Raw genomic sequence first — 23,243 nt, 5'->3', positions numbered from 1 at the left:
GGGATCACCCCTCTCGATCGTGAGAATACCATTCTCGTTTTGGGAAACTGAAGTTCTCTTCCGAGATCACCGGATCGAGTTCCACGCCGAAGGTGTTGAGGGCCATGGTGAGCATCGTGTAGGCGCCGATCGTGAAGACCAGGTCCATGAGCTGGTGCTCGTTCAGGTCGGCGGCGAGCGCCGCGTAGGTCGCGTCCGACAGGCCCGAGTCGGCGTCCAGTTCGTCCACCGCCCGGTTGAGCAGTGTGTCGGCGCCGGTGCGGACCTCCTCGATCTCCTCCTCGGTCACCCCGGCCTTCCGGCCGATCAGCACATGGCTGGCCCACTCGTACTTGCTGCCCCGCCGCCAGGCCACGCGCAGCACGGCCAGCTCGCGGACGCGCACCGGCAGGGTCGAGGTGTTGAGGTGCATGTTGAACGTCAGGAACGCCCGCGCCAGGGCCGGATGCCGCTGGAAGATCCCCAGGACGTTGGCCTCCGGCAGCTTGCGGGTGGAGGAGATCACCGAGAAGACGTCGTGGTCCCACTCGGCGTACGGCACCGGGGAGATGCGGACGGCGGGGCCGGGCCCGGCGGTTGTCGCCCCGCCCTCGTCGGGCCCGCTCACGTGTTCCGCCCGCCGTTCACGCCCAGGATCTGGCCCGTGATGTAACCGGCCTCCTCCGAGGCCAGGAACGAGCAGGTGGCGGCGATGTCCTCCGGGCGCCCGACGCGGCGTACCGGTGTGCGCTGGATGTGCTCCTCGATGGTCCCGCCGAGCAGGTTTCGCTCCTCCGAGCGGCGCAGCATGGGGGTGTCGATGAAGCCGGGCGGAACGGCGTTGACGGTGATGCCGTGCGGACCCAGCTCCAGGGCCAGCGACTTGGTCAGCCCGTTGACCGCCGACTTGGCGGCGACATAGTGCGTCATGAACGGCTGGCCCGAGTGCGCGCTGGAGGAGGAGATGTTGACGATCCGGCCCCAGCCGGCGTCGACCATGTCCGGCAGGACGGCCTGGACGCAGTGGAAGACGCCGTTGAGATTGACGTCGATGACCCGCTGCCAGGCCTCGAAGGTGAGGTTGCCGAAGCGCTTGTAGCCCTCCATCCCGGCCGCGTTGACCAGAACCGTGACCGGGCCGAGGTGCTCCCGGACGGCGGCCAGTGCCTCGTCGACCTGGGCGCGGTCCGAGACGTCGGCCTTGCGGGAGAAGCCCTCCTCGGACGGGTTGAGGTCGAGGGTGGCGACCTGGAGACCGTCGGCCTCCAGGCGCTGTGCGATGGCCCGTCCGATGCCGGAGCCACCGCCGGTGACGAGGGCTGTCCTCATGCCGGGACCCCCTTTGTCTCGATCATGGAAATCTCCCTTCCGGATTCGAGAAGCCTATTCTCGTTGTCGGTGCTTCCGGAAGTGCTGCGCAGGCGGGGGGTGTTCGCCGGCCTCCCGTGCGTCTGTCAGTAGTTCGTCAGGATCACATTCTCGCTTCCGGATGGTTGATTCCCGTATAGGGAGAATGTAGTTTCCGCTCCAGCGGGGCAAGCCGCCCATCCGAGCGAGGAGGCAGGATGCGGTTCCAGGACAAGGTGGCGATCGTCACCGGAGCGGGTCAGGGCATCGGTGAGGACTACGCCCGGGCACTGGCCGCCGAGGGAGCACGGGTCGTGGTCGCCGACATCAACGAGGAGCAGGGGCAGCGGGTCGCCAAGGACCTCGGCTCCGCGCTCTTCGTCAGGGTCGACGTCGGAGACCCCGCCTCGGCCGACGCGCTGGCCGCCGCCACCGTCGCCGCGTTCGGCCGCATCGACTACCTGATCAACAACGCCGCGATCTACCACAGCATGCGGCGCGAGGGACTCACCACCGTCGCCCTCGACTACCTCAACCGCTTCATCCAGGTGAACCTGATGGGCGCCCTGTACTGCACGCGCGCCGTCGTCCCGCACATGACCGAGGGAAGCGCGATCGTCAACCAGTCCTCCGCCGCCGCCTACATGGCGAGCGGCTACTACGGACTCGCCAAGATGGGCGTCAACCACCTCACCGCCTCCCTCGCCGCCGAACTCGGCGGCCGGGGCATCCGGGTCAACGGCATCGCGCCCGGCCCCACCGACACCGAGGCCACCAGCACCGTCGTACCGGTCGAGTTCCAGGAGCGGATGACCCAGGGCCTGGCCCTCAAGCGGATGGGCACGCCGGGCGACCTCACGCCGACCGTGCTGTTCCTGCTCTCCGAGGACGCGGGCTGGCTGACCGGGCAGACCATCAGCGTGGACGGCGGACAGGTGGTACGGCTGTGAAACGCCTGCTCATCAACGGTCAACTGGTCGAGACCGAGCGGACCTTCCCCTCCCTCAACCCCGCGACCGGCGAGGTCTACGGCCACGCCCCCGACGCCACGACGGCCGACGCCGAAGCCGCCGTCGCCGCGGCCCGCACCGCCTTCGACAACACCGGCTGGTCCACTGACGTACAACTGCGCATCCGCTGCCTCGACCAGCTCCACCAGGCGCTCACCGACCACCTGGAGGAGCTGCGCGAGCTGACGATCGCCGAGGTCGGCGCGCCCCGCATGCTCACCTACGGCCCCCAGCTCGACGACCCCGTCAAGCTGGTGCGCTACTACGCCGACCTGCTGCGCAAGTACCCCCTGACCGAGGACCTCGGCGAGACCGAGAGCCGCGGGCAGCGCCATCGCCGCTGGGTGGAGAAGGAGGCCGTCGGGGTCGTCACCGCGATCACCGCCTACAACTACCCCAACCAGCTCGCCCTGGCCAAGCTCTCCCCGGCGCTCGCCGCGGGCTGCACGGTGATCCTCAAGGGCGCCCCGGACACCCCACTGACCACGCTGTTCCTCGGCGAACTGATCGCCGAGCACACGGACATCCCGCCCGGCGTGGTCAACATCCTGACCTCCTCCGCCGTCGACGTCGGTGAGACGCTCACCACCCACCCCGACGTCGACATGATCACCTTCACCGGCTCCACCGCCACCGGCCGCCGCATCATGGAGGCCGCGAGCCGCACCGTGAAGAAGGTGTTCCTGGAACTCGGCGGCAAGTCCGCCATGATCATCCTCGACGACGCCGACTTCGCCACCGCCGCCATGTTCGCGGCCGGCACCATCTGCTCCCACTCGGGACAGGGCTGCGCACTCACCACCCGGCTGCTCGTACCGAGGCAGCATCACGACGAGATCGTCGCCATGGTCGCGGCCGGCCTCGCCCGCATCCCCCTCGGCGATCCCACGAACCCCAAGACCTTCGCCGGACCGCTCATCAGCGAACGCCAGCGCGACAAGGTCGACGCCATGGTCCAGCGGGCCGTCGAGGCCGGAGCGACGCTGGTCACCGGCGGCAAGAAGGTCGACCCCGGTTTCTTCTACACGCCGACCCTCCTCACCGGCGTGGACCCCGACAGCGAGATCGCCCAGGACGAGGTCTTCGGACCGGTCCTCGCGGTGATCGCGTACGACGACGATGACGACGCCGTCCGCATCGCCAACAACTCGATCTTCGGTCTGTCCGGCGGCATCCAGAGCGGCGACGACGAGCGGGCGATCGCCCTGGCGCGCCGGATCCGCACCGGCACGTTCAGCATCAACGGCGGCAACTACTTCGCCGCCGACGTGCCCTTCGGCGGATACAAGCAGTCGGGCATCGGCCGGGAGAGCGGCGTCGCCGGTCTTGAGGAGTTCCTGGAGCACAAGGCGTTCGCGGCGGTGATCAGGTCATGAGGCCGCTCGAAGGGATCCGGGTCCTCGAAGTCGCCATGTACGGCTTCGTGCCGTCGGCGGGAGCCGTGCTCGCCGACTGGGGAGCGGACGTCATCAAGGTCGAGCACGCCATCACCGGCGACCCGCAGCGCGGCCTGCGCCAGACCGGCACGTTCCGCGTCGAGGGCGACCCCAACCCCAACGTCGAGCACGCCAACCGCGGCAAGCGCAGCCTCGGTCTCGACATCGGCAAGCCCGAGGGCCGGGAGGTGCTGTACGAACTGGCGCGGCGCGCGGACGTGTTCCTGACCAGCTTCCTGCCGGGGCACCGGGAGCGGTTCGCCATCGACGTGAACGACATTCGCGAGGTCAACCCCCGCATCGTCTACGCACGCGGAAGCGCGTTCGGCCCGCGCGGAGCGGAGGCGGGCAAGGGCGGTTACGACATGACCGCCTTCTGGGCCCGCGCCGGCACCGCCGCCAGCATCACCCCGGCCGGCACGGACGGCATCATCAACCCGCCCTCTCCCGCGTACGGTGACACCATCTCCGGCACCAACCTCGCCGGCGGCATCGCGGCCGCCCTCCTCAAGCGCGAACGCACCGGCGAGCCCTCGGTCGTCGACGTCTCCCTGCTCGGCAGCGGCCTGTGGGCGATGGGCCACGCAACTGCGCTGTCCCTGCACCTCGGCCGGCCGTGGGTACCGCCCCCGGTGGGCACCCACGGCTCGCCGACCAACCCGCTGTCCGGGCTGTACGCCACGGCCGACGGCCACCACCTGGCCTTCGTGATGATGCAACCCGCCAAGTTCTGGGCCGACTTGTGCCATCACATCGACCGCCCCGAACTGGCCGACGACCCCCGCTTCGCGACGGCCGAGCAGATCGCCGCCCACACCGAACACGCCGTCAAGATCCTGCGGGAGGTCATCGCCGGCCGCACCCTCGCCGAGTGGACCGAACGCTTCGCCACCCTGGCCGGCCCCTGGGCCCCGGTCCAGACCTCGCTCCAGGTCGGCGACGACCCACAGATCCGGGCCAACGAGTACCTCCTGCGGGCGGGAGAACTCGAACTGGTCTCCAGCCCCGTGCAGTTCGACGTGCAGGCACCACAGCTCGGGCCCGCACCCGAGTTCGCCGCCCAGACCGAGGAGATCCTCGCCGAACTGGGCCTCGACTGGGACCGCATCATCGCGCTCAAGGCCGCGGGAGCGGTCACCTGAACAACGTAGGGCGGGGCCCGGTTGGCGGGACCCATTCTCGATCAAGGAGGATCGATGAAACGCCTGCTCACCGCCGCGTTCGTCGTGCTCGTGCTGGCCGGCTGTTCCGGCCGCTCGGGGACAGCCGACGACAGCAGCAGCCCCACCGACGCCAAGGCCGCCGACACGGCGAAGGCGGACTTCGGCACCCTGAAGAACGTCTGCGCGTCCGGCTCCCCGAAGACCGTGCAGACCCAGGGCGTCACCGACAGCGAGATCAAGGTCGGTGTCTTCAGCGACATCGGCTTCACCAAGAACCCCGAGTTCGTGAACGCCGCCAAGGTGTTCACCTCCTGGTGCAACGCCGCGGGCGGCATCAACGGGCGCAAGATCGTCCCCGTCACCCACGACTCCGCGCTGATGCAGGTCAACGCACGGATGATCGAGGCCTGCCGCGACGACTTCATGCTCGTCGGAGGCGGCTCGGCCCTGGACGCCCTCGGCGTCAAGACCCGCCTGACCTGTACGCTCCCGGAGTTCCCCGCGCAGGTCACCCAGGAGTTGGGGACCGACCTCCAGGTCCTCACCCAGGGTGCCTCGTCCGGGTACGCGCCCTACGCGGGCTACTACTCCTGGCTGGTGAAGGAGGCGTTCCCGGCGTCGGCCGACAGCGTCGGCATCATCAGCGGTGACGTCCCCGTCACCAAGGTCATCTCCGCCCAGGACACGGAAACGCTCAAGGCGCAGGGCGCCAAGGTCGTCTACTCGGACCTGTATCCGGCCCAAGGCGTCTCCGACTGGACGCCGTACGCGCAGTCCATCAAGCAGAAGAAGGTCAAGGGCCTCATCTTCCTCGGTGACTTCACCCAGCTGTCCAAGCTGGAGCAGGCCCTCACCAACATCGACTACAAGCTCGACTGGATCGACGCCAACAACAACGCCTACGGCCCCGCCTTCCTCAAGCTCGCCGCCACCTCGCTGAGCAGCCAGACCAACTTCGCGGACCTCGGCGGCACTTACCCGCTGGAGCAGGCGGCCGACAACCCGGCGACCGAGCAACTCCTCGCCCTGTTCAAGCAGTACGCCCCCGACGCCCAGGTCACCCTGCCCGCGGTGCACGCCTTCTCCGCCTGGCTGCTGTTCGCCACCTCCGCCACGGACTGCGCCGAGTTGACCCGCACCTGTGTCCTTGCCAACGCCAAGAAGCAGACCGAGTGGGTGGGCGGCGGACTCCAGGCCCAGGTGGACCTGTCCACGCCGACCGCGCCGGTCAAGTGCTTCAACGTCGTCAAGGCCACGCCGACCGGCTGGACCGCGGCCGACTTCAAGCCCACCGACGGTGCCTACCGCTGCGACGCGCCGGTCTACAAGTACCAGGGCGACTACGGCAAGCCGCTCACCCTGGCCGACGTCGGCAAGTCGATGTCCGACCTGAAGTAGCCCTGCCCCAGGCGGAATGGGCCCTGTCTGATGGCAGATGCAGCCCTGCTCATGGCAAAGGAGGAAACAACGTGAAGGTACAAGTCGACCCGGAGCGGTGCCAGGGCCACACCCTGTGCGCCATGCGAGCCCCCGAGATCTTCGAACTCGACGAGATCGACGGCCACTCCTCGGTCGTCAACGCCGATGTGCCGCCCGAGCAGGAGGAGGAGGTTGTCGAGGCCGTCAGGTCCTGCCCCGAGCGGGCCATCTCCCTCTCCTGAACGCCCGCCACCACGACAGGGGAACCCCCACCATGACCACCGACGAGACGGTCGGCGACGACGACCGCAAGAAGCACCGGGTCCACTTCGACCGGCACACCCCCGAATACCGCGACCAGTTCGAGGAGATCACCCACGAACTGCACGCCAAGTGCCCCATCGCATGGACGGACACCTACGACGGCCACTGGGTCGCCAGCGGCAACCGCGAGGTCTTCGAGCTGGCGCGGTCCGCCGAGTTCCTCTCCAACGACCACGACGTCAACGGAGAAAGGCGCGGCTACAAGGGCATCACCATCCCCTCGCCGCCCCGCGCGGCGGAAGTCCAGGGCGGATTCCTGGAGATGGACCCGCCCGAGCAACGGCACTACCGCCAGACACTCAACCCGTATCTCTCCCCGGCGGCCGTCAGCCGTTGGATACCGCTCGTCGACGAAGTCGTACGCGCCTGTCTGGACGAGAAGATCGAGGAGGGGCGGATCGACTTCGTCGACGACCTCGCCAACATCGTCCCGGCCGTCCTCACCATGGCGATGATGGGCATCCCCCTCAAGGACTGGACGGTCTACAACGAGCCCGCCCACGCCTCGGTCTACACCCCGCCCAACTCGCCCGACATGGAGCGGGTCACCGAGCTGGGCCGCAACATGGGCCTCGCCCTGTGGACGGCGGTCCAGGAGATCCGTGAGAAGCCCAGGCCGGGTCTGGTCGACGCGCTCGTGCGCGCCGAGATCAACGGAAAGACCCCGCCCGACATGGAGTTGCTCGGGGTGCTGGCCCTGCTCATCGGGGGCGGCTTCGACACCACGACGGCACTCACCGCGCACGCGCTGGAGTGGCTGTCCCAGAACCCCGGGGAGCGCGACCGGCTCAGCCGCGAGCGGGGGGCGCTGCTGGACTCGGCGACCGAGGAGTTCCTGCGCTACTTCACACCCGCCCCGGGGGACGGCCGTACGATCTCCGCCGACTGCGAGATCGCCGGCCAGCGCTTCGAGGAGGGCGAACGCCTCTGGCTGTCCTGGGCGATGGCGAACCGGGACCCGTCCGTCTTCGACGACCCCGACCGCGTCGACCTGGAACGCAAGGGCAACCGGCACAGCAGCTTCGGCCTCGGCATCCACCGCTGCATCGGCTCGAACGTCGCCCGCACGGTCTTCAAGCGGATGGTGACGGCCGTACTCGACCGCATGCCCGACTACCACTGCGACCCCGACGGCGCCGTGCACTACGAAACCATCGGCATCATCCAGGGAATGCGCCACCTCCCGGCGACCTTCAGCCCCGGCAAGCGGCTCGGCCCCTCGCTCGACGAGACCCTGGACATCCTCCAGAAGGCCTGCGACGAACAACGTCTCGCCGAGCCGGTCACGGTCCGGAAGGGGAAGGCACGGATCGGCACATGACGTTCTCATCGCGCCCCCTGCCGGTGATCACGGAGGAGAACGAGTTCTTCTGGACCTCCGGCGCCGACGGCCGGCTGCGCATCCAGGAGTGCGGGTCCTGCCGGGCCCTGCTCCATCCGCCGCAGCCGGTCTGCCGGTACTGCCGGGGGCACGAGACGGGCGTGCGGGCCGTCTCCGGTTTCGCCACACTGATCGGCTTCACCGTCAACCACCGCTTCGCCCTGCCCGGTCTGCCCGCCCCGTACGTCGTGGCCCAGGTCGCGATCGAGGACGACCCCCGGGTCCGGCTCACCACCAACGCCGTCCAATGCGCCCCGGAAGACCTCCGGTTGGGTATGCGGATGGAGGTCGTCTTCGAGCAGCTGGACGACGTATGGCTGCCCCTGTTCCGCCCGGCGGCCGAGCAGCCGGAGACACCGGCCGCACTGCCGTACGACGACCTGGACCAACTGCCGCGTCACGTACGCCCGATGGCCACGACGTCGAAGTTCGAGGACAAGGTGGCCATCAGCGGCATCGGCATGTCGGAGATCGGCCGCCGCCTCATGGTCCCCCCGCTGTCGCTGACCGTGCGGGCCTGCGAGCGGGCGGTCGCCGACGCCGGGCTGACCCTCGACGACATCGACGGCCTGGCGTCCTACCCGGGCGCCGGCCAGTACGGCGGCTTCGGTGAAGGGGGCGTCACCGCACTGGAGTCCGCCCTGGGCCTGAGGCCCACCTGGTACAACGGCGGCGGAGAAACGTTCGGGCCCGGCGGCTCGCTCATCGCGGCGATGCTCGCGGTCGCCGGGGGACTGGCCCGGCACGTGCTGTGCTTCCGTACGGTCTGGGAGGCCTCCTACGGCGAACTGGTCAAGCGGGGAAGGATCGGCCAGGGCGCGTCGAACCGCCTCGACGGCTGGATGAAACCGTTCGGCGCGACCTCCGCCGCGCACACCCTCGCGCAGAACGCCCAACGCCATTTCCACCGCTACGGAACCACCCGCGAGACGCTCGGCTGGATCGCTCTCAACCAGCGGGCGAACGCCGCTCTCAATCCGACAGCGATCTACCGCGACCCGATGACGATGGACGACTACCTCCAGGCCAGGCCGGTCACCACCCCCTTCGGGCTCTACGACTGTGACGTCCCCTGCGACGGAGCCGTCGCCGTCGTCGTGTCCGCCGTGGACACCGCACGCGACCTCGCGAAGCCGCCCGTCCTGGTGGAGGCCGTGGGCACCCAGATCCTCGAACGGCTGGAGTGGGACCAGAGCACCCTCACCCACGAACCCCAGGTGATGGGACAGGCCGCCCACCTGTGGACCCGGACCTCACTGCGCCCCGGCGACGTCGACGTGGCCCAGCTCTACGACGGCTTCACCTTCAACTGCCTTTCCTGGCTGGAGGCGTTGGGCTTCTGCGGCATCGGCGAGGCCAAGGACTTCCTCGACGGCGGCAAGAACATCGCCCGGGACGGCCCGCTGCCGCTCAACACCCACGGCGGCCAGCTCTCCCACGGCCGCACCCACGGACTGGGGCTGATCCACGAGGCGGTCACGCAGCTGCGCGGCGAGGCCGAGGCCCGGCAAGTCCCGGGCGCACGGGTCGCCGTGGCCAGCACGGGCGGACTGACGCCCAGCGGGGTGCTCCTGCTCAGGTCGGACGCATGACCGGCGTGGCGCGGGTCGTCGACGTCGACGGCATCCCCGTATCGGCGCTTTTGCGGGAAGCACAGCAGCCGCGTGCCGTCGTTCTGGCGCTGCACGGCGGAGCCGCGCACTGCGGGTACTTCGACTACCCCGACCAGCCGCGCATGTCCCTGCTGCGGACCGGCGCGGCACTCGGCTTCACCGTCCTGGCCATCGACCGTCCGGGATACGGCAGTTCACACGCGTACGCCGATCAGATCACCACCGTCCAGCGGAGGGTCGATCTCGCCTACGCGGCGGTGGACCGGCTGCTCGCCTCGCGACCGCGCGGGGCGGGCGTCTTCGTGCTTGCGCACTCCATCGGCTGCGAACTGGCCCTGCGCATGGCCGCCGACGCGCGCGGGCGGGACCTGCTGGGCGTGGAGTTGGCCGGCACCGGGCGCCACCACCACCCGGACGCCGTCGACATCATGGGGGCCTGGCGGCGGGACAAGTCCTGGCCGAGAAGGTCGGGCCACGGGGTGCGCGACCTGCTGTGGAAGCCCGCTCGCCTGTATCCGGCGGAGGTGGTCGGCGGCGCCCGTATCTCGTCCCCGTCACCGGCCTACGAGGGTGTCGTGGCCAGGAGTTGGCCGGAGGTGTTCCCGGGACTCGCCGCCCAGGTGCGCGTCCCCGTGCACTACAGCCTCGGCGAACACGAACGGGTCTGGCGGTCCGGCCCCTCGGCACTGGCCGACATCGCGTCGATGTTCACGGCCTCGCCCCGCGTCGTCGTCGACGAACAGGCCGACGGAGGTCACAACTTGAGCATCGGACTGACGGCCATGGCGTATCACCTCAAGATACTCTCGTTTGTAGAGGAGTGCGTTCTCACCCGCGCAGAGGATGATTCTGCCTCCGCGCAACACCAGCCCGGGAGGGCGAGTTGAACAACGCGGACAACGCTGCACTGCTGCTGGTGCGCCTGGTGCTGGGCATCGTCATGATCGCCCACGGCTACAACCACTGGCGCGGCGGCGGGAAGATCGAGGGCACCGCCCGCTGGTTCAGCGGACTCGGCCTGCGCCAGGGGAAGTTGCAGGCCTGGATGAGCGTGCTCACCGAGATCGGCGCGGGCGTCCTGCTGGTGCTCGGCCTGTTCACCCCGCTGGCCTGCGCTGCGGTCATCTCCGTGATGCTCGTCGCGGGCCTTCTCGCCCACCGCCCCAACGGCTTCTTCGTGTTCAAGGAGGGCTACGAGTACGTCCTCACGCTCGCGGTGACCGCACTGGCGCTGGCCGCACTGGGCCCCGGGCGGCTGTCCGTTGACGACGCGAGCGGCATCGACGTCACCGGGTGGGCCGGCGGCGGCCTCGCGCTCGGCGTGGCCGTGGCGGCGACGGCGGGACTGCTCGGCGTGTTCTGGCGCCCACAGCCGACGACGGCCGAGGCGTCGCCCGTGCCCGAATCGGCCGAGCAGGAGGCCCGTTGATGCGAGTCGGATTCATAGGTCTGGGCAGTCAGGGTGCGCCCATAGCCCGCCGCATCATCGACGCGGGCTTCACGACCACCCTCTGGGCCCGCCGCCCGGCCTCGCTCGCCCCCTTCGACGGGACCCCGGCGCAGCGGGCCGCGTCCCCCTCCGAACTGGCCGCCGCCAGCGATCTGGTGTGCGTGTGCGTCGTCGACGACGCCGATGTCGAACAGGTCGTCACGGGCGAACAGGGCGTGCTGACCGGTCTGCGGCAGGGCGGGGTCATCGCCGTGCACAGCACCGTCCACCCCGACACCTGCCGCCGCCTCGCCGAACGCGCCCGGGTTCACCGGGTCTCGGTGATCGACGCACCGGTCAGCGGTGGGGCCGTAGCGGCGGCGGAGGGACGCCTGCTGTTGATGGCCGGCGGTGAAGCCGGCACGGTCGCCTACTGCCGCCGGGTGTTCGAGGCGTTCGCCGACCCCGTGGTGCACATGGGCCCGCTCGGCTCCGGGCAGGTCGCCAAGATCCTCAACAACCTTCTGTTCACCGCGAATCTCGCGACCGCGGCGAACACCCTGGCCCTGGGGCGAGACCTGGGCATCGACCACACCGCCCTCGCTTCGGCCCTCACCCACGGCAGCGGATCGAGCTTCGCGTTGGAGCGGGTCAAGGCGGCCGGCGGCACGCTCGACCGCTTCGCGGCCCACGCCGGACCCCTGCTCCACAAGGACGTCAGGCTGCTGGCCGACCTCGCCGAGACGGCGGACGCCTCCACGGGAACGGTGCTGGCCGCGGCCGACGAGGCTCTCGCCCTGATGAACCAGGTGCGCCAGCCGTCTCCCGCGGCGCCCTTCCCTGGGTGAGAATCGGATTTGCTGAGGTCAAGAACGCTATTTCCCTCGTTCGTTGTGTTCCTCCGAAGGGAGCGGTACAGGCTGTGAAGGACATCGATTTCGAGGCGATCGACTTCTTCCGCGACGAACAGGTCGTCGCGGACCCCTACTCATATTTCGAGGCCCTGCGCGGGAAGTGCCCCGTGCACCGCGAGAGCCACCACGACGTGATGATGGTGACCGGGTACGAGGAGGCGGTGCAGGTTCTCAACGACTCCGACACGTTCTCGTCCTGTCTCTCGGTGACCGGTCCCTTCCCCGGGTTCCCGGTTCCGCTCGAAGGCGACGACGTGAGTGAGCTGATCGAGCGGCACCGGGACCAGCTCCCGATGAGCGACCAGCTGCCGACGCTCGACCCGCCCATGCACACGGACCACCGCGGACTGCTGATGCGGCTGATCACCCCGAGGCGCCTCAAGGAGAACGAGGCGTCCATGTGGCACCTCGCCGACGCCCAGCTCGACGCCTATCTCGTGGGCGGCGAGGGCGAGTTCATCAGCGGGTTCGCCGGGCCCTTCACCCTGACGGTCATCGCCGATCTGCTCGGCGTGCCCGACGAGGACAAGAACTCGTTCGTCGAGGGTCTCCAGCACCGGCCGCACGCCGGCGCCGGCGTCGGGAGCACGGACGGAGAGGTGGCGTACTCGCCGCTTGAGTACCTCTACGGGCAGTTCTCGGCCTATGTCGAGGAGCGCCGCCGCGAACCCCGCGAGGACGTGATCACGGGCCTGGCCACCGCGAAGTTCCCCGACGGTTCGACCCCGGACGTCGCCGATGTCGCCAGGGTCGCCACCAACCTCTTCGCCGCCGGTCAGGAGACCACCGTCAGGCTGCTGAGCAACGCCCTCCTGCTGATCGCCGAAGACCCCGAGCTGCAGCACCTGTTGCGCACCGAGCGCGACCGCATCCCCAACTTCATCGAGGAGACCCTGCGCACGGAGAGCCCCATCAAGGGCGACTTCAGGTTGTCCCGCGTACCGGCCACGGTGGGCGGAGTCGACGTACCCGCGGGGACCACGCTCATGGTCCTCAACGGCGCCGCCAACCGCGACCCGCGACACTTCGAGGACCCGGGAACCTTCGACCCGACCCGCGCCAACGCCCGCCACCACCTCGCGTTCGGCCGCGGCATCCACACCTGCCCCGGAGCGCCGCTCGCACGCGCCGAGGCCCGGGTGGGCATCGAGCGGATCCTCGAGCGCACTGCCGACATCAGGATCTCCGAGCGCGTCCACGGCCCCGCGGACGCCCGCACCTTCCGCTATCTGCCGACCTACATCCTGCGTGGACTGACCCACCTCAACCTGGAGTTCACGCTCGCCGGGGAGAGCGCCGAATGAAGGCCACCGTCGACGAGGACCGATGCCGCGGCCACGGCGTCTGCTGGTCGATCTGCCCCGAGGTGTTCGACCTGATCGACGACGGCTACGCGGTCGTCCTCACCCCCGAGATCCCCGCCGAACACGAGGAAACGGTTCGCTCCGCTGCGGGCAGCTGCCCCGAACGGGCCATCACCCTGAGCTGAGAGGGAGCGGATGCCGAAGGGATACGTCATTCTCACCGAGTCCGTGAAAGACCCGGCGGGCATGGACGCCTACAGCCGCGCGGCCGCACCGTCGATCGTCGGGAGCGGTGCCAGGGTGCTCGCGGTCGACGATCGACCGCAGGTGCTCGAAGGCGAGTGGCACGGTGACCGGACCGTCGTTCTCGAATTTGAATCGGTAGAAGCGGCACGGGCCTGGTACGAATCGGCCGCGTACGCAGCGGCGAAGCCACTGCGGCACGCGGCGGCCGAAACCAACGCCGTGATCGTCTCCGGCATGGAGATACCGCCGGGCCGATAGCGACACGGGCCAGAGGCCGTGGCCGGAAGGGTCCCCTGCGCGTGACGGAAACCGTAATGTCACATCGGTGTGTCCGTGGCGGAAGGGGTTCTCCATGACGACGGCCCAGCGCGAGGCGATCCTGGACGCGGCCCTGGCGGTGTTCGCCGAGCGCGGCTACCGGCGGGCCTCGATCGACGCGGTGGCGGAGCGCGCGGGTCTGACCCGGCAGGGCGTACTGCACTACTTCCCGAGCAAGAAGCGGCTTCTCCTCGCGCTCGTCCAGCTCAGGGAGGACCTCACCCGCGAGCATCTGGCCGACGGCCACGCGGACAAGGACCTGCCCAGCCTGCTCGCCGAGGTCATCGCCTACGACCACAAGAACGTCGGGCTCGCCCAGATCCACAGCGTGCTGGTGGCCGAGGGGGTCACCGGGAGCGACCCCGCCCAGCAGTTCTGCCACGACTACTACCAGGGGATCCAGGACCACGCCGTCGAGACGCTCACCGAGCTCTACGGTGAGCGCCTGCCGAGCGGCCTGACCCCCCGAGCCGTCGCCACGGCCCTGGTCGCGATGCTCGAAGGGATGCAGCAACAGTGGCTGCTGGACGAGGAGCACACCGACTATCCCGAGATCATGCGGGACGTGGTGACCGTCCTGCTGGGGCCCACGCCTGAATGAAGTCGGCCATCGCCGGGACGGTTTCGGGATGCAGGCTCACCGAGTCCGGCCGTACCCGCAGATCCACCGCGACGCCGGAATGGGCCGCGCGGGCGGCGAAGGCGAGGGAGTCGTCCAGGAGCGGATCCGTGCCCGCCGCCAGCAACTGGATGGGCGGCAGCCCGTGCAGGTTGGCGTGCAGCGGGCTCAGCAGCGGGTTGGCGGGGTCGGTGCCGGCGCAGTAGAGCGCGGCGCGCGTCCGGAGTTCGTCGACGTCGAAGGTGGGATCGGCGGCCGCGTTGAGCAGCAGACTCGGCGCGTCCAGCGTCAGATCGAGCAGCGCCGAACTCAGCATCGCGCACGTCGGAGCCGCAGCCCCCATGTCCCGCAACCGGACCAGCAGGGAGGCCGCGAGCCCGGCCCCCAGCCGCTCGCCCGCCACCGCGACGGGGCCACGCGCCTGGCAGGAACCGTATACGGCGTGGACGTCGTCGAGAGCGCCGGGGAACGAGGCCCGGTAGCGCGGGCAGACGACGACCGCGCCCGTCCGCAGCGCGAGCCGCTCGGCCAGGTCGATCGCCGCCTCCGGGGAGCCCGACAGACGCCGGTCCCCGTGCAGATACAGGACGACCAGATCGGTGGGCTCCGGCGGCCGCACGACCGGCCCCACCGGGGTCGACTCGACGCGTGCATGCCCCAGGCCCGTCGACGAGGGATTCGCGTCCTCCCGTACGTCGGTCATGTCGGCCCGGGCGCTTGTCGTCTCAACTCGTAGGTCACCCACGGGACTTCATCCTCTCCGCTGCCTGCCAGTGTTCGTCGGCCACCCAGAGGCGGGCGAAGGCGCGGGCCGCCTCCTCCTCCGGTATGGCCCCGGTCATCACTCGCTTGATCTCCCGCGCCGGGTTCGTGGCGAGCGACCTCGCCAGGGCGCGCCAGCCCTCGGCGAACTCGGTGCGCGTCAGCACCAGGTCCACCAGTCCGACCCGCTGCGCCTCGGCGGCGTCGAGCATGGTCCCGGCGCCGGCGAGCATCAGGGCCCGGCCCTTGCCCACGAGCGTGGCCAGCCGCTCGGCGCCGCCCCACGCGGGCATGATCGCCAAGGTCGCCTGGGTGAAGCCGATCTTGATGTGCTCGGCGGCCACCCTGATGTCGGCGCTCACCGCCACCTCCGCCCCACCGCCGAGCGCATGCCCGTTGAGAGCGGCGATCACCGGTCCGGGGAAGGCCGCTATCCGATCGCAGATTCCCCGCATGCGCAGCGCCATGGCCATGGCGTCCTCCTCGGTCCGGATGGCACTGAGCTCCTTGAGGTCGCCACCGGAGACGAACGCCCGGTCACCGGCCCCGGTGACGACGAGCGCGCGGGCACCCGCGGCGGCGTCCAGGGCCTTGTCCAACTCGTCCATGGTCGAGGGCGCGATGGCGTTGCGTGCGTGGGGCCGGTCGATGGTGATGACGGCCAGGCCCCGGTCCAGTTCCAGATCTACGTCCATGCTGCTCCCCGGGTGGGATGTGGGCGGTCGGCTCAGTCCTCGTAGACGACGGTCACGTGCTCGGTCTCCGGAACGCCCTGGCAGGTGAGGATCCAGCCGTCGGCGATCTCGTCGTCGTCCAGGGCGTGATTGGCGCGCATCCTCGCGCCGCCCTCGGTGATCCGCGCCATGCAGGTGGCGCAGTTGCCCGCCTCGCAGGAGAAGGGCGGGGTGACACCGGCGCGGCGCGCGCTCTCCAGAAAGGTCTCGCCGGGATGCTGCGGGACCGTGTGCTTCTTGCCGTCCAGCACGATCGTCACCGTGCGGTCGCCGGTGTCCGGTGTCCGGTCATTGTCGGGTTCCGCGGCCCCGGTCTCGCCGCCGGCGGACGACGCGAACCGCTCGACGAAGATCTGCTGCTCGGCGGCACCGAGGCCGAGAAGCGCCTGCTCGGTCAACTCCATGAAGGGAGTGGGTCCGCAGAGGTAGAAGTCGGCGTCCAGGTCACCGCCGACGAAGTCGCGCAGCCGGGCCGGTGTCACGAATCCGTGTTGTATGTCCAGATGATGGCGGACCTCGAAGTGGTCCGGATACCGTGCGGTCAACTCGGCGAGCGCCGAGGCGAAGATGACCGAGCCGGCGTCCCGGTTGGCCGCCAGCACCCTGACCCGCCGCGTGGTCGTGGCCAGCGCGGTCTTCACGAGCGACAGGATCGGCGTGATGCCGCTGCCTCCGCAGAACGCGAGCAGGGGAGCGGTGGTCTCCCGCAGACAGAAGACCCCGGCGGGCAGCGTGGTCTCGATGAGGTCGCCGGGGCCCAGATGATCGTGCATCCAGTTCGAGACCAGTCCGCCGGGGACCCGCTTCACGGTCGTCATGAGCTCGGTGTCGGTGTCCGGCGAACTCGACATCGAGTAACTGCGCAGCGTGCCGCAGGCCTTGATGGTCAGGAACTGGCCCGCCTGGTAGCGGAAGGGGGCGTCGAGCACGTACGTGCGCGCGTCGGCCGTCTCCTGGACGACCCGCGTGATCCGCACCGGATGGAACCCATGGTCTCGTGCCATGTATGGAATTTACCTTCTCGCTTTGAGAGAGTGCAATTCTCAATGACGAGAGGGGGTTCTCATGGTGCGTACGATCCCCGCCGATCTGACCAAGCGCTACGAGGCGGAGGGCTGGTGGACCAGGGAGACCATCGGTGATCTGCTGGCGCAGGGGCTGGCCGCCGCTCCCCGGACCAGGTTCCGGGTCCACTCGGCCGTCCGGCCCTGGGAGGGGACCTTCGCCGACGTCGAACGGACCGCCCGCAGGCTGGCCGCCGGACTGCGCTCACGGGGCGTCGGCCCCGGTGACGTCGTCGCCTGCCAACTGCCCAACTGGATGGAGGCCGCCGCGCTCTTCTGGGCGTCCGCGCTGCTCGGCGCGGTCGTGGTGCCGGTCGTCCACTTCTACGGGCGCAAGGAGGTCGGCTACATCCTCGACACGGTCAGGCCGCGTGTCTTCGTCACGGCCGAGAACTTCGGACATCTGCGGTACCAGGCCGACCTCTGCGCGGACGTGCCCGTGGTCGGCGTCGTGGGGCGCGACTTCGACGACCTGCTCGCCGACGAGCCGATGTCCGGCGTCCTCGCGACCGACCCGGCCGGACCGGCCCTGATCGCCTTCACCTCCGGCACCACCCGCGACCCCAAGGGCGTCGTGCACAGCCACCAGACGCTCGGCTTCGAAACCCGCCAACTGGCCGGGCTCTACCCGCCGGACCGGGGACGACAGCTCACCGCGGCCCCCATCGGCCACTTCATCGGCATGATCAACGCCTTTCTGATCCCGGTCCTGGACGGCACCGAGGTCAACCTCGCCGACACCTGGGACCCGGGCCAGGCACTGGAGTTGATGCGGCGGGACGGGCTGACCGTCGGTGGCGGGGCCGCGTACTACATGACGAGCCTGCTCGATCATCCCGACTACACACCCGAACACCTGGCGGGCATGAAGTACGCGGGCCTCGGCGGCTCCTCGGTCCCGGTGGCCGTCACCACCCGCCTGGCACGCCTGGGCATCACGGTGTTCCGCTCCTACGGCAGCACCGAGCACCCCTCGATCACCGGCTCCCTGTACACCGCGCCCGAGCGCAAGCGCCTGCAGACCGACGGAAACGCGCTTCCCGGCGTGGAGATCCGCCTCGCCGCCGACGGCGAGATCCTCAGCCGGGGCCCGGACCTCTGTCTCGGCTACACCGATCCAGCCCTGACCGCGGCGGCCTTCGACGAGGACGGCTGGTACCGCACGGGCGACATCGGCGTTCTCGACGAGGACGGCTATCTCACCATCACCGACCGCAAGTCCGACGTCATCATCCGCGGCGGCGAGAACATCAGCGCGCTGGAGGTCGAGGAGGTGGTCCTCGCCCTGCCGGCCGTCGCCGAGGCCGCGGTCGTGGGCGCTCCCGACGCCCGGCTCGGCGAACACGCGGCCGCGGTCGTGCGCCTGAAACCCGGTGGGCGGCTGCCCACGCTCGACGAGCTGCGGGCCCACTTCGAACGTGCGGGCCTGGCCCGCCAGAAGTGGCCGGAGGAACTGCACGCCGTCGACGAGTTCCCGCGGACGGCGAGCGGCAAGGTCCAGAAGTACGTTCTCCGTCGGGACATTGCCGTGCGAGGATCTGGAGAATAGCATTCTCGTATTCAGCGAAGGAGGATCTCATGCCATCGCGTGCGCTGCCGTATCCGCTCTTCGACGCGGACAACCACCTGTACGAGACGGAGGACGCGCTCACCCGGTACCTGCCCAAGCAGTACGCGAGCGCCATCCAGTACGTGCAGGTGAAGGGCCGTACGAAGATCGCCATCCGCGGTCAGATCAGCGACTACATCCCCAATCCCACGTTCGAGGTCGTCGCCCGGCCGGGGGCGTGGGAGGACTACTTCCGGGAGGGCAACCCGGAGGGCAAGTCGCACCGGGAGCTGTTCGGCGAGCCGATGCGGTCGATTCCCGCGTTCCGTGAGCCCGGGCCCCGCCTGGAGCTCATGGACGACCTGGGGATCCAGCAGACCCTGATGTTCCCGACACTGGCGAGCCTGGTCGAGGAACGGATGCGGGACGATCCGGAGCTCATCCATGTCGTCGTCCACTCGCTCAACCAGTGGCTGCACGAGACCTGGCAGTTCAACTACAAGGACCGGATCTTCACCACGCCGGTGATCAGCCTGCCGATCCTGGACAAGGCCATCGCCGAGTTGGAGTGGTGTCTTGAGCGCGGCGCGAGGGCGATTCTCGTCCGGCCGGCCCCGGTCCCCGGCTACGGCGGATCGCGGTCCTTCGCGCTGCCGGAGTTCGACCCGTTCTGGAAGCGGGTGGAGGAGGCGGGCGTGCTGGTGGCGATGCACTCCTCCGACAGCGGCTACTCCCGGTACGCCGGCGACTGGGAGGGCAAGAGCCAGGAGATGACGCCCTTCCAGGCACAGGTCTTCCGGATGCTGGGCGAATGGCGGCCGGTCACCGACTCGGTGGCCTCCTGGGTCTGCCACGGAGCGCTCTTCCGCTTCCCGGAACTCAAGGTCGCGGTCATCGAGAACGGCTCCTCCTGGCTGGTGCCGCTCCTCGACCAGCTCACCGACGTCTACAAGAAGCAGCCGAAGGGCTTCCTGGGCGACCCGGTCGAAGAGGTCAGGAACCGGATCCACATCAGCCCGTTCTGGGAGGAGGACATGGCCGCACTGTCCAAGATCATCGGTGTCGAGCGGGTGCTGTTCGGCTCCGACTACCCCCACCCCGAGGGCCTCGCCGACCCCGTGACGTACATCGACGCGATCAAGGGCATGAGCGAGACCGACCAGGCCAAGATCATGGGCGGCAACCTCGCCCGGCTGATCAGCACATGACTTGGGAAACCATTCCGCGGATGGTGCTGAGCGCGGCCGACCGCTTCGGTGACGCAGAAGCCGTCGTGGACGGCCCGCTCCGGCTCACCTTCACCGAACTCGTGGAGCGGGTACGGGTGGCGGCGGGCGCCTTCGCGTCGGCCGGGATCGACAAGGGCGACCGGGTCGCCGTCTGGGCACCCAACTCCGCCGAGTGGATCATCGCGGCCTTCGGCCTGCTGACCGCCGGCGGAGTGCTCGTCCCCGTCAACACCCGGTTCAAGGCGGACGAGGCGCACGACATCATCGGCCGCAGCGGGGCGAAGGCGGTCCTGGTGCAACAGGGCTTCCTCGACCTGGAGTTCACCGCTCCGCCGGGGGTTCCGGTCATCGACCTGAAGTCGGACTTCCTGGCGAGCGGCTCGCCGTTCGAGCGCGAGGTGAGCGGCGAGCATGTGGCCGACATCGCGTTCACCTCGGGAACGACCGGGCGGCCCAAGGGCGTTCTGATGACCCACGCGCAGACGCTCCGCCTCTACACCGAGTGGTGCGACCTTGCCGGGCTGCGCGAGGGTGACCGCTATCTGATCGTCAACCCGTTCTTCCACATCTTCGGCTACAAGGCCGGCTGCATCGCCTCCCTGATCCGGGGCGCCACCATCCTGCCCGTGCCGGTCTTCGACGTGGACCACGTGCTCGACCTGGTGGAGCGGGAGAAGGTGACGGTCCTGCCCGGCCCGCCCACCCTCTACCACTCCCTGCTGGCGGCGCGGGACAAGCGGGACCTGTCCTCGCTGCGGGTGGCGGTCACCGGGGCCGCCGACATCCCCGTCGAGCTGATCCGCCGGGTCGTGAGCGAACTGCCTTTCCGGTCGATCATGACGGGGTACGGCCTGACCGAGGCGGGGACGGTCACCGCCTCCCGGCCCGGCGACTCCTTCGAGGACATCGCCACGACGGTCGGCACCCCCTGCGACGGTGTCGAGGTCCGGGTCGCCGACGACGGCGAGGTGCTGGTGCGCGGCTACAGCGTCATGCTCGGCTACCTCAACGACCTGGAAGCCACCGCCGAGACCATCGACGCGGACGGCTGGCTGCACACCGGCGACCTCGGAACCCTCGACGACCGGGGCCATCTGCGGATCGTCGGCCGCAAGAAGGACATGTTCATCGTCGGCGGCTTCAACGCCTACCCCGCCGAGATCGAGGGCTTCCTCCTTGAGCATCCGGCGGTCGCCCAGGTCGCCGTCATCGGCGTGCCGGACGAGCGCCTGGGCCAGGTGGGGAAGGCCTTCGTCGTACGGGAAGGCCCGCTCTCCGCCGACGAGTTGACCGACTGGAGCCGTACGCGGATGGCCGGGTTCAAGGTGCCCAGGTCCGTGGAGTTCCTCGACGAGCTGCCGCTGAACGCCACCGGCAAGGTGATGAAGGACCTGCTGCGATGACACCTGCGAACACACCCCCGGACGACCTCACGCACACCGCGTCCGGCATCCCCCTCAAGTCGGTCTACGGACCGGACGACAGAAGCGCCGATCCGCCCGAGCCGGGAAAGTTCCCCTTCACACGGGGCAACTACGCCTCCGGCTACCGAGGCCGGCTGTGGACGATCCGGCAGTACTCCGGATTCGGCACCGCCGAGGAGTCCAACCGCCGATACCACTATCTCCTCGGCCAGGGCGGCACCGGTCTCTCCGTGGCGCTCGACCTGCCCACCCAGTGCGGCTACGACTCCGACGACCCCGAGGTGAGCGAGGAGGTCGGCCGCGTCGGGGTCGCCGTCGACACCCTCGCCGACGCCGAGGTCCTCTTCGAGGGCATCCCCCTCGACCGGATCAGCACCAGCTTCACCATCAACGGAACGGCCGCGATCCTGCTGGCCTTCTACGTGGCCGCCGCCGAACGCAGCGGCGTGCCCCGCGAGAAACTCACCGGCACGATCCAGAACGACATTCTCAAGGAGTACGCGTCCCGCGGCACCTGGATCTGGCCGGCCGAACCGTCCCTGCGCCTGATCGCCGACACCATCGAGTTCTGCGCCGCCGAGGTGCCCAGGTTCAACGCGATCTCCGTCGCCGGCTCGCACTTCCGCGACGCAGGCGCCAACGCCGTACAGGAAATGGCGTTCACCCTCGCCGACGGCGTCACCTACTGCGACACCGTGCTGGCCCGCGGCCGTATGACGATCGATCAGTTCGCCCCGCAGATCTCCTTCTTCTTCTACACCCACGGCGACTTCTTCGAAGAGGTCGCCAAATACCGTGCGGGACGCAGGCGTTGGGCCACGATCGTACGGGAGCGGTACGGGGCGGGCAGCGACAAGGCGGCGATGTTCCGCTTCGGCTGCGTCGCGGGCGGCGCCTCCCTCTACGCGCCCCAGGCGCAGAACAACACCGTCCGGGTGGCGTACGAGGCGCTGGCCTCCGTGCTCGGCGGCGTGCAGTCGATGTTCACGGCCGCCTGGGACGAGCCGTTCGCCCTGCCCAGCGAGGAGTCGGCGACGCTGGCGCTGCGCACCCAGCAGATCCTCGCCCACGAGACGGGCGTCGCCCGCGTCGCCGACCCGCTCGGCGGCTCGTACTTCGTGGAGGCGCTCACCGACGCCACCGAGGCCCGCATCGTGGAGATCATGGAGGACCTGGAGCGGCACGGGGGGATGGTCCGGGTCATCGAGGACGGCTATCTGCAGACGCTCATCGCCGACGAGGCCTACCAGCTTCACCGCGACGTCGAGGCGGGCATTCGGCCGGTCGTCGGGGTCAACCGCTTCGTCTCCGACGAGCCGCCGCCCGACCTCGCGACGTACGAACTGGACGCCGAGGGCCGTGAACGACAGCTGAAGCGGCTCGCCTCGGTGAAGGCATCCCGCGACACCGCGACCGTCCGCACCCGCCTCGCCGACCTGGCCCGTGCCGCGGAAGGCACCGAAAACCTCATGCCCCGGCTCGTCGACTGCGCGAACGCCTACTGCACGGTCGGGGAGATGGTCACCGCGCTGAAGGCCGTGTGGGGCGAATTCCAGCAGCCGGTGGTGTTCTGATGGCGGCCCGCGTCCTGATCGCCAAGCCCGGTCTCGACGGCCACGACCGCGGAGCCAAGATCGTCGCTCGCACACTGCGCGACGCGGGCTTCGAGGTGGTGTTCACCGGCATCCGCCAGCGCGTCGACACCATCGTGGCGACCGCCCTTCAGGAGGACGTCGCCGTCGTCGGCCTCAGCATCCTGTCCGGCGCCCATCTCGCCCTCACCACAAGGGTGATCGAGGGCCTGCGCGCGGCAGGCGGCGACGACATCGCGGTCGTGGTCGGCGGCACCATTCCGCCCGCCGACGTGCCCCGACTCACGGCCGCCGGAGCGGCAGCGGTCTTCCCCACGGGCACGGCACTCGACGCCATCGTGACGCAGATCCGTGCCCTGACGGCCGTAGCCACAACATGACGCGACG

24 protein-coding genes are annotated in these 23,243 nt (G+C 69.5%); 19 read left to right on the top strand and 5 right to left on the bottom strand.

Annotated features, from left to right (window positions below; genetic code table 11):
* Positions 1-4: 4 nt before the first annotated feature.
* Together AC5DRG_RS02615 and AC5DRG_RS02610 are read right to left on the bottom strand one after the other, a co-directional pair.
* Entirely contained in the window at positions 5-607 is a 603-nt protein-coding gene (locus tag AC5DRG_RS02615) for a carboxymuconolactone decarboxylase family protein (RefSeq protein WP_491807728.1), read from the bottom strand.
* The gene (locus AC5DRG_RS02610) at positions 604-1,308 is read right to left on the bottom strand and encodes an SDR family NAD(P)-dependent oxidoreductase (protein WP_491807726.1); all 705 of its coding nucleotides are present in this window, start codon (positions 1,306-1,308) and stop codon (positions 604-606) included. The genes AC5DRG_RS02615 and AC5DRG_RS02610 overlap by 4 nt, the downstream gene beginning before the upstream one ends.
* A 236-nt stretch (positions 1,309-1,544) precedes the next feature.
* On the opposite strand from AC5DRG_RS02610, the gene AC5DRG_RS02605 reads away from it, so the two are divergent.
* The 14 genes from AC5DRG_RS02605 (at position 1,545) to AC5DRG_RS02540 (ending at position 14,484) form a co-directional block, all read left to right on the top strand.
* On the top strand, positions 1,545-2,276 hold the full coding sequence (locus tag AC5DRG_RS02605; protein ID WP_491807724.1) for an SDR family oxidoreductase: 732 nt from the start codon (positions 1,545-1,547) through the stop codon (positions 2,274-2,276).
* Positions 2,273-3,712, top strand: a complete 1,440-nt coding sequence (locus AC5DRG_RS02600; protein WP_491807723.1) for an aldehyde dehydrogenase family protein — start codon at positions 2,273-2,275, stop codon at positions 3,710-3,712. The genes AC5DRG_RS02605 and AC5DRG_RS02600 overlap by 4 nt, the downstream gene beginning before the upstream one ends.
* Entirely contained in the window at positions 3,709-4,914 is a 1,206-nt protein-coding gene (locus tag AC5DRG_RS02595; protein ID WP_491807722.1) for a CaiB/BaiF CoA transferase family protein, read from the top strand. The genes AC5DRG_RS02600 and AC5DRG_RS02595 overlap by 4 nt, the downstream gene beginning before the upstream one ends.
* A 54-nt stretch (positions 4,915-4,968) precedes the next feature.
* Positions 4,969-6,333 carry an ABC transporter substrate-binding protein gene (locus AC5DRG_RS02590; protein WP_491807720.1) on the top strand — a complete coding sequence of 455 codons (1,365 nt, stop codon included), beginning with the start codon at positions 4,969-4,971 and terminating at the stop codon, positions 6,331-6,333.
* A gap of 71 nt (positions 6,334-6,404) precedes the next feature.
* On the top strand, positions 6,405-6,596 hold the full coding sequence (locus AC5DRG_RS02585; RefSeq protein ID WP_491807718.1) for a ferredoxin: 192 nt from the start codon (positions 6,405-6,407) through the stop codon (positions 6,594-6,596).
* Positions 6,597-6,628: 32 nt separating this feature from the next.
* A complete protein-coding gene (locus tag AC5DRG_RS02580; protein WP_491807716.1) occupies positions 6,629-7,999 on the top strand; it encodes a cytochrome P450 in 1,371 nt (456 codons plus the stop codon).
* Positions 7,996-9,651: a thiolase C-terminal domain-containing protein gene (locus AC5DRG_RS02575; protein WP_491807715.1), complete on the top strand. Its 1,656-nt coding sequence runs from the start codon at positions 7,996-7,998 to the stop codon at positions 9,649-9,651. The genes AC5DRG_RS02580 and AC5DRG_RS02575 overlap by 4 nt, the downstream gene beginning before the upstream one ends.
* Entirely contained in the window at positions 9,648-10,559 is a 912-nt protein-coding gene (locus AC5DRG_RS02570) for an alpha/beta fold hydrolase (RefSeq protein ID WP_491807714.1), read from the top strand. The genes AC5DRG_RS02575 and AC5DRG_RS02570 overlap by 4 nt, the downstream gene beginning before the upstream one ends.
* Positions 10,556-11,101, top strand: coding sequence for a DoxX family protein (locus AC5DRG_RS02565; protein WP_491807713.1), 546 nt, complete (start codon positions 10,556-10,558; stop codon positions 11,099-11,101). The genes AC5DRG_RS02570 and AC5DRG_RS02565 overlap by 4 nt, the downstream gene beginning before the upstream one ends.
* Positions 11,101-11,949 (top strand): NAD(P)-dependent oxidoreductase, encoded by an 849-nt coding sequence (locus AC5DRG_RS02560; RefSeq protein ID WP_491807712.1) that lies wholly within the window; start codon positions 11,101-11,103, stop codon positions 11,947-11,949. The genes AC5DRG_RS02565 and AC5DRG_RS02560 overlap by 1 nt, the downstream gene beginning before the upstream one ends.
* A 74-nt stretch (positions 11,950-12,023) precedes the next feature.
* Complete coding sequence (locus AC5DRG_RS02555; RefSeq protein ID WP_491807711.1) at positions 12,024-13,319, top strand: cytochrome P450; 1,296 nt, start codon at positions 12,024-12,026, stop codon at positions 13,317-13,319.
* A complete protein-coding gene (locus tag AC5DRG_RS02550; protein ID WP_491807710.1) occupies positions 13,316-13,504 on the top strand; it encodes a ferredoxin in 189 nt (62 codons plus the stop codon). Before AC5DRG_RS02555 ends, AC5DRG_RS02550 begins: the two co-directional genes overlap by 4 nt.
* A 10-nt stretch (positions 13,505-13,514) precedes the next feature.
* A complete protein-coding gene (locus tag AC5DRG_RS02545) occupies positions 13,515-13,823 on the top strand; it encodes a DUF1330 domain-containing protein (RefSeq protein ID WP_491807709.1) in 309 nt (102 codons plus the stop codon).
* 94 nt (positions 13,824-13,917) lie between these two features.
* Positions 13,918-14,484 (top strand): TetR/AcrR family transcriptional regulator, encoded by a 567-nt coding sequence (locus AC5DRG_RS02540; protein ID WP_491807708.1) that lies wholly within the window; start codon positions 13,918-13,920, stop codon positions 14,482-14,484.
* Here AC5DRG_RS02540 and AC5DRG_RS02535 read toward each other — a convergent pair.
* Genes AC5DRG_RS02535 through AC5DRG_RS02525 form a run of 3 tightly spaced genes read right to left on the bottom strand, consistent with a single transcriptional unit; the run spans position 14,438 to position 17,002 of the window.
* Entirely contained in the window at positions 14,438-15,247 is an 810-nt protein-coding gene (locus AC5DRG_RS02535) for an alpha/beta hydrolase fold domain-containing protein (RefSeq protein WP_491807707.1), read from the bottom strand. The genes AC5DRG_RS02540 and AC5DRG_RS02535 overlap by 47 nt on opposite strands.
* A complete protein-coding gene (locus tag AC5DRG_RS02530) occupies positions 15,240-15,959 on the bottom strand; it encodes an enoyl-CoA hydratase/isomerase family protein (RefSeq protein ID WP_491807706.1) in 720 nt (239 codons plus the stop codon). The genes AC5DRG_RS02535 and AC5DRG_RS02530 overlap by 8 nt, the downstream gene beginning before the upstream one ends.
* A gap of 32 nt (positions 15,960-15,991) precedes the next feature.
* Positions 15,992-17,002, bottom strand: a complete 1,011-nt coding sequence (locus AC5DRG_RS02525; RefSeq protein WP_491807704.1) for a 2Fe-2S iron-sulfur cluster-binding protein — start codon at positions 17,000-17,002, stop codon at positions 15,992-15,994.
* A gap of 61 nt (positions 17,003-17,063) precedes the next feature.
* On the opposite strand from AC5DRG_RS02525, the gene AC5DRG_RS02520 reads away from it, so the two are divergent.
* The 5 genes from AC5DRG_RS02520 to AC5DRG_RS02500 are packed head-to-tail and all read left to right on the top strand — an operon-like array spanning position 17,064 to position 23,236.
* Positions 17,064-18,611 carry an AMP-binding protein gene (locus tag AC5DRG_RS02520; protein ID WP_491807703.1) on the top strand — a complete coding sequence of 516 codons (1,548 nt, stop codon included), beginning with the start codon at positions 17,064-17,066 and terminating at the stop codon, positions 18,609-18,611.
* A 29-nt stretch (positions 18,612-18,640) separates the two neighbouring features.
* A complete protein-coding gene (locus AC5DRG_RS02515; RefSeq protein ID WP_491807702.1) occupies positions 18,641-19,819 on the top strand; it encodes an amidohydrolase family protein in 1,179 nt (392 codons plus the stop codon).
* Positions 19,816-21,243, top strand: coding sequence for a FadD3 family acyl-CoA ligase (locus AC5DRG_RS02510; protein WP_491807701.1), 1,428 nt, complete (start codon positions 19,816-19,818; stop codon positions 21,241-21,243). The genes AC5DRG_RS02515 and AC5DRG_RS02510 overlap by 4 nt, the downstream gene beginning before the upstream one ends.
* Positions 21,240-22,838, top strand: coding sequence for a methylmalonyl-CoA mutase family protein (locus tag AC5DRG_RS02505; protein ID WP_491807700.1), 1,599 nt, complete (start codon positions 21,240-21,242; stop codon positions 22,836-22,838). Before AC5DRG_RS02510 ends, AC5DRG_RS02505 begins: the two co-directional genes overlap by 4 nt.
* The gene (locus tag AC5DRG_RS02500; protein WP_491807698.1) at positions 22,838-23,236 is read left to right on the top strand and encodes a cobalamin B12-binding domain-containing protein; all 399 of its coding nucleotides are present in this window, start codon (positions 22,838-22,840) and stop codon (positions 23,234-23,236) included. The genes AC5DRG_RS02505 and AC5DRG_RS02500 overlap by 1 nt, the downstream gene beginning before the upstream one ends.
* Positions 23,237-23,243 lie beyond the last annotated feature (7 nt).

The organism is Streptomyces sp. JLBG701 (genome assembly GCF_058544905.1).
The sequence above is the reverse complement of the archived record's forward strand: the minus strand, read 5'-3'. Positions and strand labels throughout refer to the sequence as shown.

Excerpts from the sequence above, each read along its gene's own strand:
- AC5DRG_RS02525 (WP_491807704.1), bottom strand. The coding sequence starts at position 17,002 with ATGGCACGAGACCATGGGTTCCATCCGGTGCGGATCACGCGGGTCGTC.
- AC5DRG_RS02560 (WP_491807712.1), top strand. The coding sequence starts at position 11,101 with ATGCGAGTCGGATTCATAGGTCTGGGCAGTCAGGGTGCGCCCATAGCC.
- AC5DRG_RS02515 (WP_491807702.1), top strand. The coding sequence starts at position 18,641 with ATGCCATCGCGTGCGCTGCCGTATCCGCTCTTCGACGCGGACAACCAC.
- AC5DRG_RS02510 (WP_491807701.1), top strand. The coding sequence starts at position 19,816 with ATGACTTGGGAAACCATTCCGCGGATGGTGCTGAGCGCGGCCGACCGC.
- AC5DRG_RS02590 (WP_491807720.1), top strand. The coding sequence starts at position 4,969 with ATGAAACGCCTGCTCACCGCCGCGTTCGTCGTGCTCGTGCTGGCCGGC.
- AC5DRG_RS02550 (WP_491807710.1), top strand. The coding sequence starts at position 13,316 with ATGAAGGCCACCGTCGACGAGGACCGATGCCGCGGCCACGGCGTCTGC.
- AC5DRG_RS02580 (WP_491807716.1), top strand. The coding sequence starts at position 6,629 with ATGACCACCGACGAGACGGTCGGCGACGACGACCGCAAGAAGCACCGG.
- AC5DRG_RS02540 (WP_491807708.1), top strand. The coding sequence starts at position 13,918 with ATGACGACGGCCCAGCGCGAGGCGATCCTGGACGCGGCCCTGGCGGTG.
- AC5DRG_RS02610 (WP_491807726.1), bottom strand. The coding sequence starts at position 1,308 with ATGAGGACAGCCCTCGTCACCGGCGGTGGCTCCGGCATCGGACGGGCC.
- AC5DRG_RS02545 (WP_491807709.1), top strand. The coding sequence starts at position 13,515 with ATGCCGAAGGGATACGTCATTCTCACCGAGTCCGTGAAAGACCCGGCG.
- AC5DRG_RS02605 (WP_491807724.1), top strand. The coding sequence starts at position 1,545 with ATGCGGTTCCAGGACAAGGTGGCGATCGTCACCGGAGCGGGTCAGGGC.
- AC5DRG_RS02570 (WP_491807714.1), top strand. The coding sequence starts at position 9,648 with ATGACCGGCGTGGCGCGGGTCGTCGACGTCGACGGCATCCCCGTATCG.
- AC5DRG_RS02530 (WP_491807706.1), bottom strand. The coding sequence starts at position 15,959 with ATGGACGTAGATCTGGAACTGGACCGGGGCCTGGCCGTCATCACCATC.
- AC5DRG_RS02520 (WP_491807703.1), top strand. The coding sequence starts at position 17,064 with ATGGTGCGTACGATCCCCGCCGATCTGACCAAGCGCTACGAGGCGGAG.
- AC5DRG_RS02595 (WP_491807722.1), top strand. The coding sequence starts at position 3,709 with ATGAGGCCGCTCGAAGGGATCCGGGTCCTCGAAGTCGCCATGTACGGC.
- AC5DRG_RS02500 (WP_491807698.1), top strand. The coding sequence starts at position 22,838 with ATGGCGGCCCGCGTCCTGATCGCCAAGCCCGGTCTCGACGGCCACGAC.
- AC5DRG_RS02505 (WP_491807700.1), top strand. The coding sequence starts at position 21,240 with ATGACACCTGCGAACACACCCCCGGACGACCTCACGCACACCGCGTCC.
- AC5DRG_RS02575 (WP_491807715.1), top strand. The coding sequence starts at position 7,996 with ATGACGTTCTCATCGCGCCCCCTGCCGGTGATCACGGAGGAGAACGAG.